At 57.2% G+C, this 15,381-nt stretch carries 16 protein-coding genes; 12 read left to right on the top strand and 4 right to left on the bottom strand.

Going from position 1 to position 15,381, the window contains the following annotated elements; all coding sequences use genetic code 11:
- Nucleotides 1–30 precede the first annotated feature (30 nt).
- Nucleotides 31–1,026 (bottom strand): hypothetical protein, encoded by a 996-nt coding sequence (locus GOX75_RS03105; protein WP_171121134.1) that lies wholly within the window; start codon nt 1,024–1,026, stop codon nt 31–33.
- A 169-nt stretch (nt 1,027–1,195) separates the two neighbouring features.
- Between GOX75_RS03105 and GOX75_RS03110 the strand changes: the two genes are divergently transcribed.
- From GOX75_RS03110 to preA, 3 genes are all read left to right on the top strand, one after another.
- Nucleotides 1,196–1,828, top strand: a complete 633-nt coding sequence (locus GOX75_RS03110; RefSeq protein WP_171121135.1) for a cupin domain-containing protein — start codon at nt 1,196–1,198, stop codon at nt 1,826–1,828.
- A gap of 160 nt (nt 1,829–1,988) precedes the next feature.
- Nucleotides 1,989–3,323: an NAD(P)-dependent oxidoreductase gene (locus GOX75_RS03115; protein ID WP_171121136.1), complete on the top strand. Its 1,335-nt coding sequence runs from the start codon at nt 1,989–1,991 to the stop codon at nt 3,321–3,323.
- Nucleotides 3,324–3,368: 45 nt separating this feature from the next.
- Nucleotides 3,369–4,673 (top strand): NAD-dependent dihydropyrimidine dehydrogenase subunit PreA, encoded by a 1,305-nt coding sequence (gene preA / locus GOX75_RS03120; protein WP_171121137.1) that lies wholly within the window; start codon nt 3,369–3,371, stop codon nt 4,671–4,673.
- A 30-nt stretch (nt 4,674–4,703) separates the two neighbouring features.
- Here preA and GOX75_RS03125 read toward each other — a convergent pair whose 3' ends face one another.
- Nucleotides 4,704–5,312, bottom strand: a complete 609-nt coding sequence (locus tag GOX75_RS03125; protein WP_171121138.1) for a TetR family transcriptional regulator C-terminal domain-containing protein — start codon at nt 5,310–5,312, stop codon at nt 4,704–4,706.
- A gap of 171 nt (nt 5,313–5,483) precedes the next feature.
- Between GOX75_RS03125 and GOX75_RS03130 the strand changes: the two genes are divergently transcribed.
- From GOX75_RS03130 to GOX75_RS03170, 9 genes are all read left to right on the top strand, one after another.
- Nucleotides 5,484–6,734, top strand: coding sequence for a Zn-dependent hydrolase (locus tag GOX75_RS03130; RefSeq protein WP_171121139.1), 1,251 nt, complete (start codon nt 5,484–5,486; stop codon nt 6,732–6,734).
- Nucleotides 6,735–6,825: 91 nt separating this feature from the next.
- Nucleotides 6,826–8,280 (top strand): dihydropyrimidinase, encoded by a 1,455-nt coding sequence (gene hydA, locus GOX75_RS03135; protein ID WP_171121140.1) that lies wholly within the window; start codon nt 6,826–6,828, stop codon nt 8,278–8,280.
- A 55-nt stretch (nt 8,281–8,335) separates the two neighbouring features.
- Nucleotides 8,336–9,130 carry an ABC transporter ATP-binding protein gene (locus GOX75_RS03140; RefSeq protein WP_171121141.1) on the top strand — a complete coding sequence of 265 codons (795 nt, stop codon included), beginning with the start codon at nt 8,336–8,338 and terminating at the stop codon, nt 9,128–9,130.
- Nucleotides 9,123–10,055 (top strand): ABC transporter permease, encoded by a 933-nt coding sequence (locus tag GOX75_RS03145; RefSeq protein WP_171121142.1) that lies wholly within the window; start codon nt 9,123–9,125, stop codon nt 10,053–10,055. Before GOX75_RS03140 ends, GOX75_RS03145 begins: the two co-directional genes overlap by 8 nt.
- Entirely contained in the window at nt 10,052–10,897 is an 846-nt protein-coding gene (locus GOX75_RS03150) for an ABC transporter permease (RefSeq protein ID WP_171121143.1), read from the top strand. The genes GOX75_RS03145 and GOX75_RS03150 overlap by 4 nt, the downstream gene beginning before the upstream one ends.
- Before the next feature lie 59 nt (nt 10,898–10,956).
- Complete coding sequence (locus tag GOX75_RS03155) at nt 10,957–11,946, top strand: ABC transporter substrate-binding protein (protein WP_171121144.1); 990 nt, start codon at nt 10,957–10,959, stop codon at nt 11,944–11,946.
- Between the two features lie 152 nt (nt 11,947–12,098).
- The gene (locus GOX75_RS03160) at nt 12,099–12,812 is read left to right on the top strand and encodes an ABC transporter permease (protein WP_171121145.1); all 714 of its coding nucleotides are present in this window, start codon (nt 12,099–12,101) and stop codon (nt 12,810–12,812) included.
- Nucleotides 12,805–13,539: an ATP-binding cassette domain-containing protein gene (locus GOX75_RS03165; RefSeq protein WP_171121146.1), complete on the top strand. Its 735-nt coding sequence runs from the start codon at nt 12,805–12,807 to the stop codon at nt 13,537–13,539. The genes GOX75_RS03160 and GOX75_RS03165 overlap by 8 nt, the downstream gene beginning before the upstream one ends.
- A gap of 19 nt (nt 13,540–13,558) precedes the next feature.
- Nucleotides 13,559–14,374, top strand: a complete 816-nt coding sequence (locus GOX75_RS03170; protein WP_171121147.1) for a substrate-binding domain-containing protein — start codon at nt 13,559–13,561, stop codon at nt 14,372–14,374.
- A gap of 2 nt (nt 14,375–14,376) precedes the next feature.
- Here GOX75_RS03170 and GOX75_RS03175 read toward each other — a convergent pair whose 3' ends face one another.
- A complete protein-coding gene (locus GOX75_RS03175) occupies nt 14,377–15,249 on the bottom strand; it encodes a helix-turn-helix transcriptional regulator (RefSeq protein WP_171121148.1) in 873 nt (290 codons plus the stop codon).
- Nucleotides 15,250–15,375 carry a hypothetical protein gene (locus GOX75_RS20475; protein WP_256368052.1) on the bottom strand — a complete coding sequence of 42 codons (126 nt, stop codon included), beginning with the start codon at nt 15,373–15,375 and terminating at the stop codon, nt 15,250–15,252.
- Nucleotides 15,376–15,381: the final 6 nt, after the last annotated feature.

The following is a 15,381-nucleotide window of genomic DNA, read 5'->3' on the forward strand; positions in this document are numbered from 1 at the left end:
GCGATTGGGCGCTTGCGCACAACAACCCAGTCAACGCATCCAAAGGCCGCTAGTTTTGATCCTGTTGCGAATGACTTGTTCGCGTTGGGGCAGGTTGTCGCGGTCGAACATCTGACGGATCTTATGCCCTTTGCGCTGGATCACCAACTTTCTGATCGGCTCATACCCCTTGAGCACTTTCTTGATCTTGTTCGGTGCAACGACGGTTTCTAACACCTCGACCACTTGGTCACTCTCGCGTGCGTATAGCAGTGGAAACAGGCGGTAATGGCAGCTCACCGATCCATCCAGCAGACCTTGGGGCAGGGTGTCACGCCCTCCGCCAAGCGAATGGATGACAAGGGGAAGTGCGATTTGATCCAACCAAGGGGTCAGCGTTTGCCCGGCCATTTCGGGGATGTCTTCGTCCCGGATGGTGCGGGCATATTCCAGATAGCGTTCCCCGAACTCTTTGGGACAGCGGTAATAGAAAAAACCGGCATTGAAATACAGATACCGCCGCCAGTAGTCGTGCGGCTGCGATCTGTCCAAAGAGCTGTCAAAATCCAGTCCGAACCGGCGGTACAATGCGCCCCAAATGCCATCAAAGCCGGGACCATACAGTGTTGGGCGGGGCCATGTCCCCTCGACTTTTTGCGAGGCGCTTGGACGATCAAAATCGAATGCGACGCTGTTCAGATCCCCGGTGATCAGCGTGTCGCTGTCAAGAAACACAAACGGCTCACCCTCGGGCAGCGCGAGCAAGGCTTCAATCTTGTTGCCGTTGGGATAGCTTTCACCAAATACGAGGTTGTCGAATGGCAAAACCTCGGCGTCCAACTGCTTCAAAGCCTTAAGTACATCCTCGTTTTGTAGCCCGGGGTCTTGGGACCAACGCGGCCCGGAATTGGGTGAGGCAACGAATAATCTGCCCGCAAAATCCGGTGAGCTGTGCCGCAACGAAGCGGCAAACAAAAGCGCCTCGTACTGTAGGCGGTTGTTCTGTCCGACGATTACGACGTTGAACTTTGGGGTCTTGGCCTGCATCGAGGGACTTTCGGAATTTGGCCGCTCATTGGCGCATTATTTGTGTTGCACGTACTGTACGCAGCAAGGCTCGTCAAAACCAGAGTTCACGCGGCACCGGAAATGGGAAATTTGAAATTGGCGGCAGCACGCCCATCTATTGGACACGGGACGAAACAGGAGAAGACTCATGAGGGTCAACGCAGATTTCACCAGGCGCGTGGCAGTTCATTTCGACGAAAACGAATGGGTCGCGTCCCCGGCTGCTGGGGTTGAACGGAAAATGCTTGATCGGATCGGCGAAGAGGTCGCTCGCGCGACGACGATTGTTCGGTTTGCACCGGGCAGCGCGTTTGCCGCGCATACCCATGATGGGGGTGAGGAATACCTTGTTCTGGATGGCGTCTTTCAGGATGAAACGGGTGACTTCCCTGTGGGCAGTTACGTGCGGAACCCGCCGACATCGTCCCATACGCCTTCGGCAAAGGAAGGAGCGACGATATTGGTCAAGCTGCACCAATTCGACCCCGAGGACCGGACCCAAGTGCGGCGTTCAATCAACGGTGAGAGCAACATGCAACTCTTCAAAGACGCGCAAGAGGACGTGCGGGTTCTGACGTTAGGCCCCGGCGAAACGGTGGAATTGGACGCTGCCGGAGGGCTTGAGCTGTTCATAATCGAAGGCTCGGTGCAGGAATCGTCCGAGGATTTTGCGGTCTGGGACTGGCTCAGGCTACCACCCGGAGAGAAGTCTAGCGCGCAAGCCGGGGCATCTGGCGCACGTGTTTGGATGAAGTCCGGCCACCTGAACCAGATGATCTGAATTCCGCGATTGCTTTAAAAACAGGCATTAGAACGGTGAAGCCGGGCTTTTTGGCCCGGTTTTTTCATTTTTTGACCAATTGGCAAATTTTACCAATTGATAAAAAATCAGATTGTGGCAAGCTGAGATCATAACGAACATATCTACAGGGAGTAGAGCGATGGCACAGGGCCAGATGGTCCCCGGCATAGTTTCCGGGCGACTTTCCAGCGATGAGCTGACCTCGAATTTCACGGATCTGCATCCGCCATTGGCCCCGCATGAGGCTGCCGTGGCTGCTGATCGGTGCTATTTTTGCTATGACGCGCCGTGTGTGACGGCTTGTCCCACAGACATCGACATACCGCTGTTCATGCGACAGATTCAGGCCGGACAACCCGAAGCGGCGGGTGAAACTATTCTGGCGCAGAATATCCTTGGTGGAATGTGCGCCCGCGTTTGCCCGACCGAAACGCTGTGTGAAGAAGCCTGCGTGCGCGAAACCGCAGAAGGCTCGCCAGTGGAAATCGGACGTTTGCAGCGTTATGCGACAGATAGCGTGATGGCCGATGGTGCGCACCCGTTTGAGCGTGCTGCACCTACCGGCAAGACAGTGGCCGTTGTAGGGGCTGGCCCTGCGGGTCTGGCCTGTGCGCATCGTTTGGCCATGCTGGGTCATGACGTTGTCATTCACGAAAGCAAACCCAAGCCGGGCGGACTGAACGAATACGGGATCGCGGCTTACAAATCGACCAACGATTTCGCGCAGGCCGAGGTGGATTGGCTGCTTGGAATCGGCGGGATCACCATTGAGACGGGTTCGGTTCTGGGCGAGGGGATTTCGCTGGAAGGTCTGTCTGCAAATTATGACGCTGTCTTTTTGTCAATCGGTTTGGCCGGGGTGAACGCCCTGCGCGCGGGTGGTGTCGACAAGGACGGTGTGCGGGCCGCAGTCGACTTTATCGCCGATGTGCGTCAGGCTGGTGATTTGGCGGATTTGCCGGTCGGTAGGAATGTCGTGGTCATCGGTGGCGGAATGACGGCCGTGGATGCAGCGGTGAAGTCCAAGTTGCTAGGGGCCGAACACGTCACAATCGCGTATCGGCGCGGCCGTGATGCGATGGGGGCCAGCCGATACGAACAGGACTTGGCTGCTTCGCATGGGGTCAAAATCATGACCAACGTGCAGCCTGTGGCCGTGCACGGAAACGGGGCAGCCGCTGAGATCGAACTGGAGTATACTGCCAGCCATGACGGTCAACTGACCGGCACGGGTGAGATGGTCCGCGTTCCTGCTGATCAGGTACTCAAGGCGATTGGTCAGACATTGGAAGGCGCGCCGGAAGGCTTGGAACTGGACGGCAACAAGATTGCTGTAACTGGGGCCGGGCGTACTTCGATCGCAGGTGTCTGGGCCGGGGGCGACTGCGCTGCTGGTGGCGAAGACCTGACCGTGACTGCCGTGGCCGAGGGCCGCGATGCCGCAATGGATATCCACGCAAGCCTTACTGCGTGAAACCCACAGATAAAGATGCAGAACTGCATCAGGGAGGCCGGATAGATGGCTGATTTAAAAACAAACTTTCTGGGTATTGAAAGCCCGAACCCGTATTGGTTGGCCTCGGCGCCGCCGACCGACAAGGAATACAACGTCCGCCGCGCTTTCGAGGCCGGATGGGGTGGCGTGGTCTGGAAAACGCTCGGGGCCGAGGGGCCTCCGGTCGTGAACGTGAACGGGCCGCGTTATGGCGCGATCTATGGTGCCGATCGGCGGCTTTTGGGCCTGAACAACATCGAGTTGATCACGGACCGCCCGTTGGAGGTGAACCTTGAAGAAATGGCGCGGGTTAAATCGGATTACCCGGACCGTGCGCTGATCGCTTCGATCATGGTGCCGTGCGAGGAAGAGGCCTGGCAAGCCATCCTGCCGCGCGTGGCGGAAACCGGCGCAGACGGGATTGAGCTGAACTTTGGCTGTCCGCACGGGATGAGTGAACGCGGCATGGGTTCCGCCGTGGGGCAGGTACCGGAATATATCGAGATGGTCACGCGTTGGTGCAAAAAGTACTATGATCGCCCGGTCATCGTGAAGCTGACGCCGAACATCACAGACATTCGCAAACCTGCCGAGGCGGCAAAGAACGGCGGTGCCGATGCGGTGTCGCTGATCAACACGATTAACTCGATCACCAGCGTCAATCTGGATACGTTCAGCCCCGAGCCTTCGATTGATGGCAAGGGCAGCCATGGCGGGTATTGCGGCCCTGCGGTGAAACCGATTGCTCTGTCGATGGTGTCCGAGATTTCGCGGGCGCAAGCGACGCACGGCTTGCCGATTTCCGGCATCGGCGGCGTGACCACGTGGCGCGACGCGGCAGAGTTCATGGCGTTGGGATGTGGCACCGTTCAGGTTTGTACGGCGGCGATGACCTATGGCTTCAAGATCATCGACGAGTTGACCGCTGGCCTGTCCAAATGGATGGACGAAAAGGGCTATAAGGACGTTTCGGAAATTGTTGGTCTTGCCGTTCCGAATGTCACAGATTGGCAGTATCTGAACCTGAACTACGTGGCGAAGGCCAAAATTGATCAGGACCAGTGCATCAAGTGTGGCCGGTGCTATGCGGCTTGCGAAGACACCAGTCATCAGGCGATTTCCATGTCCGATGACCGCGTGTTCGAGGTCATGGATGACGAATGTGTCGCCTGTAATCTTTGCGTGGATGTCTGCCCGGTTGACGGCTGTATCTCGATGGTGCCGATGACGGCCGGAGAGGTTGACCCACGTACAGGACGCGAGGTTCAGCCAGACTATGCCAACTGGACGACGCACCCGAACAATCCCATGGCAAAAGCAGCTGAGTAAGCAAAGAAAGGGGCCAGCGCTGGCCCCTTTTTATGGCGTCAGTAGCTTACGATAGAGCGTATCAACGAACGGCTCGGCCCCTTCATATGGGTCTTCATCCCCTAGGATCGCCCGAACCTGAACGTCAAAATCCGCATAGTGCTGGGTCAGCGCCCAGATGGAGAAAATCAGGTGATAGGGGTGCAGTCGCGCAATCCTTCCCTGATCCATCCAATCGGACAATATCGCGGTTTTTTCATCGACCAGGGCCTTTAGGTCATTGGACAGCGAATCGTGAATGCGTGGCGCGCCCTGTACCAGTTCATTTGCAAACAGACGGCTTTCGCGGGGCAGATCGCGGCTCATCTCTAGCTTGCGTTGGATATACGCCAGGATTTCTTCCATCGGGTCGCCTTGTACATCAAGATCGTGCAAAGGGGCCAGCCATGTTTCCAGAAGGCCAGACAACAGCGCGGTGTGAATCGCTTCTTTCGATGGGAAATAATACAGCAGATTGGGCTTGCTTAGTCCGGCTTCGGCGGCAATCTGGTCAACCGTTGCGCCACGGAATCCATGGGCTGAGAACACATTAAGTGCGGCGTCGAGAATTGCGGCGCGGTTCTTTTTCTGAATTCTGGTCGGGGCGCGGTCTTCAGGCATGTTTTCAGGGTGTCTCTTTTTCCGGCAGGCGGGTGCTGAATAGGGCAAAAAATCTGGCTGAGTCCTGCAATTTCTTGACTGATCTCGAACCCGTGATAGCGTGAGTTTGACCAGATGGTCAAATCAAGACACCAAAAGCGAGCCAAATCGCAAGCAACAGGGAAAAACAAGATGGCAGCTCCGGCGCAGAACCTCAGGATCAATGGCGACAGGTTGTGGGACAGCCTGATGGAGATGGCCAAGATTGGCCCCGGTGTGGCGGGTGGGAACAACCGTCAAACGCTGACGGATGAGGATGCCGAAGGCCGCGCGCTGTTCCAAAAATGGTGCGAGGACGCGGGCTGTTCGATGGGGCTGGACCAGATGGGCAACATGTTCGCGCGTCGCGAGGGGACGGATCCCGAAGCCTTGCCAGTCTATGTCGGCTCGCATTTGGACACGCAGCCTACGGGCGGAAAATACGATGGTGTCTTGGGAGTTCTGGGCGGGCTGGAGATTATCCGCACTCTGAATGATCTGGGGATTAAGACCAAGCACCCGATCGTCGCGACCAATTGGACAAATGAAGAGGGCACGCGCTATGCACCTGCGATGTTGTCCTCAGGCGTGTTCGCAGGGATGCACACGCAGGACTGGGCCTATGATCGCGAGGATGCCGAGGGCAAGAAGTTCGGCGAAGAATTGCAGCGGATCGGTTGGCGCGGGGATGAAGAGGTCGGAGCGCGCAAGATGCACGCCTTCTTTGAGCTGCACATCGAGCAAGGTCCGATTCTCGAAGCCGAAGGAAAAGACATCGGTGTCGTTACCCATGGTCAGGGCCTAAGCTGGACGCAAATCACAGTCACCGGAAAGGACGCGCATACTGGCTCGACCCCGATGCCGATGCGCAAGAATGCTGGCCTCGCCATGGCGCGAATTCTTGAAAAAGTAGATGAGATTGCGTGGTCCCATGCACCTCATGCGGTTGGGGCGGCGGGGCATATCGATGTCTTCCCGAACTCTCGCAATGTGATCCCCGGCAAGGTTGTGTTTACGGTTGATTTCCGGTCACCTGAACTGGAAGTGATCAAAGATATGGAGGCGCGCCTTCGGGTTGCGGCTGAGGACATCGTGGAAGAGATGGGCCTTGAGATTGAGTTCGAAAAGGTTGGTGGGTTTGACCCGGTGAAGTTTGACGACAGTTGCGTCGCGGCGGTGCGGGATGCGGCCGAACGGCTGGGCTATTCGCATACGGATATCATCTCGGGGGCGGGGCACGATGCGTGTTGGATCAATCGGGTGGCGCCGACGGCCATGGTGATGTGCCCCTGTGTGGATGGGTTGAGCCACAACGAGGCTGAAGAGATCAGCAAGGACTGGGCGGCTGCCGGGGCGGATGTTCTGTTTCATGCGGTCGTCGAGACAGCGGAGATCGTGGAATAGGGGGCGCTGCCCCCGTCGCCCGAGGGCGACTCCCCCGGGATATTTTTAGCCAGATGAAGCAAGCGGCGCAGACCGCAACAGGGAGATCAAAATGAGCACTGTTATCAAGAACGGGACCGTCGTGACCGCGGATTTGTCCTATAAGGCGGATGTGATGGTCGAAGATGGCGTGATCACTGAAATCGGGGTGGATCTGAAGGGTGACAAGGAACTGGATGCGACCGGATGTTATGTGATGCCGGGCGGGATTGATCCGCATACGCATCTGGAGATGCCGTTTATGGGCACCTATTCCAGCGATGACTTCGAAAGCGGGACGCGGGCGGCTTTGGCCGGGGGCACCACGATGGTGGTCGATTTCGCGCTGCCTAATCCGGGCGAAAGCCTGCTGGATGCGTTGAAACGCTGGGACAATAAGTCTACGCGCGCGAATTGTGATTATTCGTTCCACATGGCCGTCACCTGGTGGGGCGAGCAGGTGTTTGATGACATCAAGACCGTGATCGAGACGCGGGGGATCAACACTTTCAAGCATTTCATGGCCTATAAGGGCGCGCTGATGGTGAATGACGATGAACTGTTCGCCTCGTTCAAGCGTCTGGCCGAACTGGGCGGGATTGCGATGGTTCATGCCGAGAATGGCGATGTGGTAGCTGAGTTGAGCGCGAAACTGCTGGCCGAGGGTAATACCGGGCCGGAAGCGCACGCTTATTCCCGCCCTCCGCAGGTCGAGGGTGAGGCCACGAACCGAGCCATCATGATTGCGGACATGGCTGGAGTGCCACTTTACGTGGTGCATACATCCTGCGAAGAGGCGCATGAGGCCATTCGCCGGGCCAAGATGCAGGGCAAGCGGGTTTGGGGGGAGCCTTTGATCCAGCACCTGACCTTGGATGAGAGCGAGTATTTCCACCAAGATTGGGATCATGCCGCGCGCCGGGTCATGAGTCCTCCGTTCCGGAACAAGCAGCATCAGGACAGCTTGTGGAACGGGCTGCATTCGGGAACGCTGAGCGTTGTGGCGACCGACCATTGCGCCTTTACGACCGAGCAGAAACGCTATGGCGTGGGTGATTTCACCAAGATTCCGAATGGTACTGGCGGGTTGGAAGATCGGATGCCGATGTTGTGGACCTATGGGGTGAATACCGGGCGTCTGACCCCGAATGAGTTTGTGGCCGTTACATCAACAAACATCGCTAAGATCATGAATTGCTATCCAAAAAAGGGCGCGATACTTGTGGGCGCGGATGCGGATATCGTGGTTTGGGATCCTGAAAAGACCAAGACGATCACTGCCGACGCGCAGCAATCCTCGATTGACTACAACGTGTTCGAGGGAAAAGAGGTCAAGGGCCTGCCGCGCTTTACTCTTACACGGGGCCAGGTTGCGGTTCATGATGGGGAAATTCGTACTCAGGAAGGACATGGTGACTTTGTGGCTCGAGAACCGAACGGGCATGTGAACCGCGCGCTGAGTACGTGGAAGGAATTGACGGCCCCGCGGCCCGTTGAACGGACGGGAATCCCGGCGACGGGCGTGTGATCTGGTTGGGCTGCTTTGGAAGCGGCCCATAACCGAACCTTTTCAAGGCACTGGAATGAATACTGAAAGCACCGCGCAGCCTGTAATAGAGGCGAAACAACTGGATCTCACCTTCCAGACAAACGACGGTCCGGTTCACGCGCTGAAGGACGTGAACCTGACGATCGACAAGGGAGATTTCGTCAGCTTTATCGGCCCCTCGGGTTGCGGCAAAACCACCTTTTTGCGCTGTATCGCGGCGCTTGAGACGCCGACGGGCGGGACGTTGATCGTCAATGGCATGACCCCGGATGAGGCGCGGCGGAACCGGGCCTATGGCTATGTGTTTCAGGCGGCGGGTCTGTATCCGTGGCGGACAATCTCCAAGAATATCAAACTGCCGCTTGAGATTATGGGCTATTCCTCAGCCGAGCAAGAGGATCGCGTCAAGAAGGTCTTGGAACTCGTTGACCTTGAAGGGTTTGGTGGGAAGTTTCCATGGCAGTTGTCAGGCGGGATGCAGCAGCGGGCAAGTATCGCGCGGGCATTGGCCTTTGATGCTGATATCCTTCTGATGGACGAACCCTTTGGCGCGCTGGATGAGATCGTGCGCGACCACCTAAATGAACAGCTTCTGGCGCTGTGGGCACGGACGGAAAAGACTATCGGGTTCGTGACGCACTCGATCCCCGAGGCGGTCTATCTCAGCACCAAGATTGTGGTCATGAGCCCCCGGCCGGGTCGGATTACGGATGTGATCGACAGCCCTCTGCCCAAAGAGCGGCCTCTGGATATCCGCGACACGCCGGAATTCATCGAAGTTGCCCATCGCGTGCGTGAAGGGCTGCGGGCGGGGCACTCGGATGAATAGTTCTGGCTTCAAAGCGTTCTGGGCGGTTCTTACTGTCCTCGCCGTGATCGTGGCCTTCTGGTATGCGGCGTGTGTTCCGATGAATATCAAAGGGGTTCTGACCGAGCAGGAACGCGCAGGTGCCGAAGTGCAGCCGCCTTCGGCCAAGGATCGCCGAGATATGTCCGAGCTGGGTCTGGTGCTAAACAACAGCTTTGCCATTCCCGCAACATGGGAACAGGATCGCCCCCGTCTGCCCGCACCGCATCAAGTTGCGATTGAGATGTGGGAGACGACGGTTCTGAAGAAGATTACCTCGAAACGGTCGCTGATCTATCACGGCTGGGTGACGCTCAGCGCGACGGTTCTGGGCTTTGCGATTGGGACAGGTTTGGGCATTTTGCTGGCGGTCGGAATTGTGCATAGCCGCGTTATGGATATGTCGGTGATGCCTTGGGCCATCGTCAGCCAGACGATCCCGATCATCGCTTTGGCCCCGATGATCATTGTGGTTCTGTATTCCGTAGGCATTCAGGGGATTATCCCCAAGGCCGTCATTTCGGCTTATCTGAGTTTCTTCCCGGTCGTCGTGGGTATGGTCAAAGGTCTACGAAGCCCCGATGCGATGCAGCTTGACCTGTTGCGCACCTATAACGCCAGTCGGTCGCAAGGGTTCTGGAAACTGCGCCTGCCTGCGTCGATGCCGTACCTGTTCACCTCATTGAAGATAGGTATCGCTGCCTCGCTGGTCGGGGCCATTGTCGGAGAACTGCCGACCGGTGCTGTCGCCGGGCTGGGAGCGCGTCTGCTCGCCGGCAGCTACTATGGTCAGACGGTGCAAATCTGGTCGGCGCTGTTTGCTGCCGCGATATTGGCGGCCTGTCTTGTCGGTTTGCTTGGGCTGATCGAACGGACGGTTCTAAAGCGGATGGGGATAGCGCAATGATGTTGGTTTTGTGTGCAATCCTGCTGTGGCTGTTTGGCTGGTGGCTAAACAGTCGCCTCGCCAGCGGGCCTTATGCGGATATGCGAATGGTTCGGTTCCTTGCACCGTTGATCTTTGGCCTGACGATTGTCGGGATTTGGGAACTGGTCGTCCGCGGGCTTGAGGTGCCATTGGTCATTCTGCCGGCCCCGTCGGTCATCGCCGTGCGGTTTGCCGACAGTTTGCCCATCCTGTGGGCTGACTTTGTGCAGACCATCATCAAGGGGGCCTTGAGCGGGTATATTATTGGGTGCGGCGCGGCCTTCCTGACGGCAATCGCGGTGGATCGCTGGGACTTTCTTCGCCTAGGGCTGCTGCCTGTGGGGAACTTCGTGGCAGCCCTGCCGATTGTAGGGACGGCGCCCATTCTGGTCATGTGGTTCGGGTTTGATTGGCAGTCCAAGGCGGCGGTTGTCGTTGTCATGGTGTTCTTCCCAATGCTGGTAAACACGGTCGCAGGGCTGCGCGAGGCGACTGCCATGCAGCGCGATCTGATGGAGACCTATGCCGCAACCTATTGGCAGAGTTTCCTCAAGCTGCGCCTGCCTGCTGCAATGCCGTTTATTTTCAATGGCTTGAAAATCTCTACGACCCTTGCTTTGATCGGTGCTATCGTGGCCGAGTTTTTTGGCTCACCAACATTGGGAATGGGCTTTCGGATTTCGACCAGCGTTGGTCAGCTTTCGCTGGATATGGTCTGGGCGGAAATCGTGGTCGCGGCTTTGGCCGGAACAGCGTTCTATGGCTTGATGGCGATGATCGAAAAGGCGGTGACATTCTGGCATCCGTCGCAACGTGGATAACAACAAAACCTTAACAGACCCCGAAAACGGGGCATCAACAGCAACTAGGAGACATGAAGATGAAGAAGCTACTTAGCGGGGCGGTCGCCGCCTTTAGTTTGGCAGCCAGTGCTGCACTGGCAGCGGACGAAGTGACACTGCAATTGAAGTGGGTCACGCAAGCTCAGTTCGCGGGATACTACGTGGCCAAGGACAAAGGGTTCTACGAGGAAGAAGGGCTGGACGTCACAATCTTGCCTGGTGGTCCCGACATCGCGCCCACTCAGGTGATTGCGGGCGGCGGTGCGGATGTAACCGTGGAATGGATGCCTGCGGCGCTTGCTGCGCGGGAAAAGGGTTTGCCGCTGGTGAACATTGCGCAGCCTTTCAAAAGCTCGGGCATGATGCTGACCTGCTGGAAGGATGCAGGTATTTCCTCGCCCGAAGATCTTAAGAACCGCACACTGGGCGTCTGGTTCTTTGGCAATGAATTCCCGTTCATGAGCTGGATGAGCCAGCTTGGTATCGACACAGGCGGCAAGAGCGAATCCGGTGTCGAAGTTCTGAAGCAGGGCTTCAACGTTGACCCGCTGTTGCAGCGTCAAGCCGATTGCATCAGCACTATGACCTACAATGAATACTGGCAGGTCATTGATGCAGGCGTCAGCCCCGATGAGCTGGTGACCTTCAAATACGAAGATCAGGGCGTCGCGACGCTGGAAGACGGTCTGTATGTTCTGGAAGAGAACCTGAGTGATGATGCATTCGTCGATAAGATGGAGCGGTTCGTACGCGCCTCGATGAAGGGTTGGAAATACGCCGAAGAAAACCCGGATGAAGCAGCGGATATCGTTTTAGAAAATGATGCGACGGGCGCTCAGACCGAAGAACATCAAAAGCGCATGATGGGCGAGATTGCCAAGCTGACCGCAGGTTCGAATGGCGCGCTGGATCCGGCGGATTTTGAGCGGACTGTTGGCACGCTGCTGGCAGGTGGTTCAGACCCGGTGATCACCAAGCAGCCTGATGGTGCCTGGACCCATCAAATTACCGATGCAGCCTTGAACTGAACTTGTTCATTATACCAAAACTACGCGGTCCCATTCGGGGCCGCGTTTCTTTTTTCAGTGTCGTAAATGTGCGTGTACTTAAGTCGAAAATGGCCTAGTATTATCCTGAAATTAGTGGCGTTTAGAGAGTATTTCTCAATCAAAGGGAGAAAATGCAGGTTTTTGCATCAGAATTCAGCGCAGCGATATCTCTGATCCTTGAAGGCGATTCAGAGCTTTGGGCGATTGTGTTGCTCTCCCTTAAGGTTTCGGTATTTGCGGTGCTGATTTCAGCGTTGATCGGGATGCCGGTTGGGGCGGCGCTGGCCGTTGCACGGTTTCCGGGACGAAGGGTTCTGATCATAGTCATGAACGCTTTGATGGGGTTCCCTCCGGTTGTTGTTGGCCTTTTGGTTTATCTGATGCTGTCACGATCGGGAGCGTTGGGCGTGTTGGAGCTGCTTTATACGCCGACTGCGATGATCATCGCTCAGGTGGTTTTGGTCACACCCATCGTCGCTGCGCTGACCCGGCAGGTGATCGAAATGCTGGCCGAAGAATACTCGGAACAGTTGCGGTCGCTTGGGGTGTCGCGTCTGGCCTCGGTCCCAGTACTTTTGTGGGACGCAAGGCTGGCTTTGATAACTGCGCTACTGGCCGGTTTTGGACGCGCGATTGCCGAAGTGGGCGCGGTCATCATTGTCGGCGGAAATATCAACCATGTGACGCGGGTGATGACCACGACCATCGCGCTTGAGACATCCAAGGGCAATCTTGCGCTGGCGCTGGCCTTGGGCGCGATCCTGATCGGAATAGCTGTGGCCGTGAATGCGATAGTCAGCACGCTTAGCCTGCGTGCCGAGCAAGAGGGGCTGCGCCATGCGTGATCTGACCCCCGAGATAGTCCGGCGTCTGTCCGTTCGCAATCTTGAGATAGCGCGCAACGGTAAGGCTCTGTTGACGGTGCCGCGTCTGTCTTTGGATGGCCCGGGGCCAACTTTGATCCTTGGCCCGAACGGATCGGGGAAAAGCCTGCTTTTGCGGTGCCTGCATGGGCTGATTGCACCAGATCGCGGGCAGGTCGAACAGGACGGAGCGCCACTTGGTCTGGAACACAAAGCTCGGCAGGCGATGGTATTTCAACAACCCGTTTTGTTGCGGCGATCCGTTGCGGCCAATCTAGATTTTGTTTTGAAGCGACAAGGCGTTCCACGCCGTATCCGCAAAGCCCGGATCGAGGAATTGCTGGGCGAGGGTGGGCTTGAAGGCAAGGCGCGCCAGTCTGCAAGATCGTTATCTGGGGGCGAGGCACAGCGCCTTGCTATCCTGCGTGCGCTGGCGTTGGACCCTGAAACCTTGTTCCTTGACGAACCAACCAGCGCACTGGACCCCAGTGCCACACAAACGATCGAAAGAATGATCCAGCGGGCCTCGAACCGGGGGGTGCGGATCGTCATGGTCACCCACGATATTGGACAGGCGCGCCGCTTGGCCGCTGATATCGTGATGATGCAAGGCGGGCGCGTGGTTGAACATGGGGCCGCCAAACAAGTACTGGATGCACCGGAAAGCGATGCATCGCGCCGTTATCTTGCCGGTGGGTTGGTAACATAATCAATTAGCGGAGATCAGAATGATCCGGAAATTCGTTCGGGCAGCATTGGTAACGCTCGGCCTAACAGTTACGCCAGCCGTGGCCGAAGCACCTTTTATCGTGGTGCAATCGACAACCTCGACGCAGAATTCGGGTCTGCTGGATTATATCCTACCGGGGTTTGAGGCAGAAACCGGGATCGACGTCAGGGTTGTTGCCGTAGGTACGGGGCAGGCGATACGCAATGCGATCAACGGGGATGGTGATGTTTTGTTGGTCCATGCAAAGCCGGCCGAGCAGAAGTTCGTGGCCGACGGTTGGGGGGTTGAGCGGTTTGACGTGATGTATAACGACTTTGTCCTCGTTGGGCCAAAATCGGATCCTGCAAAAGTCAAAGGCGGGACAGATATCGCCGCGGCTTTGACGGCTGTATCAAAGGCGGAGGCTCCGTTCGCCTCGCGTGGGGACGACAGCGGGACGCACAAGGCAGAACTAGATCATTGGGCGGCAGCAGGGATTGATCCGACCGAGGCGTCAGGTACTTGGTACCGCGAAACGGGGTCCGGTATGGGTGCGACGCTTAATGTCGCCAGCGGAATGGGGGCCTACGCCCTGACGGACCGCGCGACGTGGCAGTCATTCGGGAACAAGGGAAACCTTGATATTCTGGTCGAGGGCGACCCGCGCTTGTTCAACCAGTACGGAGTTATTCTGGTTAACCCTGAAAAGCATCCAGGCGTTCGGGCTGCCGCAGGGCAGCGGTTCATTGACTGGTTGATCGGTCCTGACGGGCAGGCTGCGATCGAGTCCTACAAACTAGACGGTCAGCAGCTATTCTTCCCGAACGCGCAGTAAGATCAGCCGCTGGCCCCGTTATGGTGGATCGAGCCCAGCCCTGACAGGTCATATCCACCAAACTCAGCAGCGCGTGTGGCAAACCTGTCGGATTGAACAAAGCTGAGGAGCTTGAGCATAGGCTCATCAAAATAGGCGCGCCGCCAGATGGCAAGGTCCAGCCGTTCACTGTGGGTCGGCACGAACTCAAGATCGTAAAGGCCGGCCAATGCACCAAGGCCAAAACCCGCTTCGGCCTTACCGTCATGCAGGGCGATGGCCAACTCTTCTTCGGTTCGGGCGCAGGTTGGAGGGGTGTCCAGATCATCGCGCGTCAACCCGAGGGTGGCGAGCTGAGTGTCAAACAACCTTTGGCTGGCCGCGCTGTCCTGCCTTAAAATGACATGTCGACCTTTCAGGTCACCGAACTCTGAAATTCCAGTGACACCGGGGGCAAGAAGCAATCCGCGTTGCCGCCTTGCTATCTCGTATAAGACGACGGGGGCTTCACCCAACTGATCCCGCAAAGCGCCTTCGTTGAACCCGTCATCTTCGTGAATGTGGAGGGCTGCGGCCTGAGCGGTTCGGTCCCGGAGCCGGTTCAAACCGTCGAACGAGCCATCGTAATATGTCGCAAGGCCAGAACCGCTTTCACGCAAGGCCCAATCCAGCAATGGATCATGGCTGCCCGCGACAATCGGGGGCAGGGGCGGTTCAGCCACCTGCGGGCCAGTCCGTGACGCGTTCAACCAGGCGATAACCTCGGCTCGTGGAAACAACAGCTTTCCCATCGCGCGCACACAAGGCACTTCGCCCGAAGAGGCAAGGTCATAGGCTTTACGCTCGCCAATGCGCAGCAGGTCAGCCAGCTCTTTCGTGGTCAGGTATTCGGGCATCTAGTCCAATCGCACGGATGAGCCGGTCCCGGCATCTGCGGCACTGAAACCAAGCTGGCCCAAAGCGTTCGGGGCTGCCACGGTAATCACGACCATCGCGGCGACGGCGGCAAGAAAGGCTTTCATGTTCTC

It is taken from the genome of Ruegeria sp. HKCCD7251, from assembly GCF_013031165.1.
Lineage (GTDB): Bacteria > Pseudomonadota > Alphaproteobacteria > Rhodobacterales > Rhodobacteraceae > Ruegeria.

What these genes read in the sequence shown, in the direction of transcription:
- GOX75_RS03175 (WP_171121148.1), bottom strand. Translation starts at nt 15,249, where the DNA reads ATGCCCGAATACCTGACCACGAAAGAGCTGGCTGACCTGCTGCGCATT.
- GOX75_RS03110 (WP_171121135.1), top strand. Translation starts at nt 1,196, where the DNA reads ATGAGGGTCAACGCAGATTTCACCAGGCGCGTGGCAGTTCATTTCGAC.
- GOX75_RS03105 (WP_171121134.1), bottom strand. Translation starts at nt 1,026, where the DNA reads ATGCAGGCCAAGACCCCAAAGTTCAACGTCGTAATCGTCGGACAGAAC.
- GOX75_RS03150 (WP_171121143.1), top strand. Translation starts at nt 10,052, where the DNA reads ATGATGTTGGTTTTGTGTGCAATCCTGCTGTGGCTGTTTGGCTGGTGG.
- GOX75_RS03170 (WP_171121147.1), top strand. Translation starts at nt 13,559, where the DNA reads ATGATCCGGAAATTCGTTCGGGCAGCATTGGTAACGCTCGGCCTAACA.
- GOX75_RS03125 (WP_171121138.1), bottom strand. Translation starts at nt 5,312, where the DNA reads ATGCCTGAAGACCGCGCCCCGACCAGAATTCAGAAAAAGAACCGCGCC.
- GOX75_RS03145 (WP_171121142.1), top strand. Translation starts at nt 9,123, where the DNA reads ATGAATAGTTCTGGCTTCAAAGCGTTCTGGGCGGTTCTTACTGTCCTC.
- GOX75_RS03165 (WP_171121146.1), top strand. Translation starts at nt 12,805, where the DNA reads ATGCGTGATCTGACCCCCGAGATAGTCCGGCGTCTGTCCGTTCGCAAT.
- GOX75_RS03155 (WP_171121144.1), top strand. Translation starts at nt 10,957, where the DNA reads ATGAAGAAGCTACTTAGCGGGGCGGTCGCCGCCTTTAGTTTGGCAGCC.
- GOX75_RS03160 (WP_171121145.1), top strand. Translation starts at nt 12,099, where the DNA reads ATGCAGGTTTTTGCATCAGAATTCAGCGCAGCGATATCTCTGATCCTT.
- hydA (WP_171121140.1), top strand. Translation starts at nt 6,826, where the DNA reads ATGAGCACTGTTATCAAGAACGGGACCGTCGTGACCGCGGATTTGTCC.
- GOX75_RS20475 (WP_256368052.1), bottom strand. Translation starts at nt 15,375, where the DNA reads ATGAAAGCCTTTCTTGCCGCCGTCGCCGCGATGGTCGTGATTACCGTG.
- GOX75_RS03130 (WP_171121139.1), top strand. Translation starts at nt 5,484, where the DNA reads ATGGCAGCTCCGGCGCAGAACCTCAGGATCAATGGCGACAGGTTGTGG.
- GOX75_RS03140 (WP_171121141.1), top strand. Translation starts at nt 8,336, where the DNA reads ATGAATACTGAAAGCACCGCGCAGCCTGTAATAGAGGCGAAACAACTG.
- preA (WP_171121137.1), top strand. Translation starts at nt 3,369, where the DNA reads ATGGCTGATTTAAAAACAAACTTTCTGGGTATTGAAAGCCCGAACCCG.
- GOX75_RS03115 (WP_171121136.1), top strand. Translation starts at nt 1,989, where the DNA reads ATGGCACAGGGCCAGATGGTCCCCGGCATAGTTTCCGGGCGACTTTCC.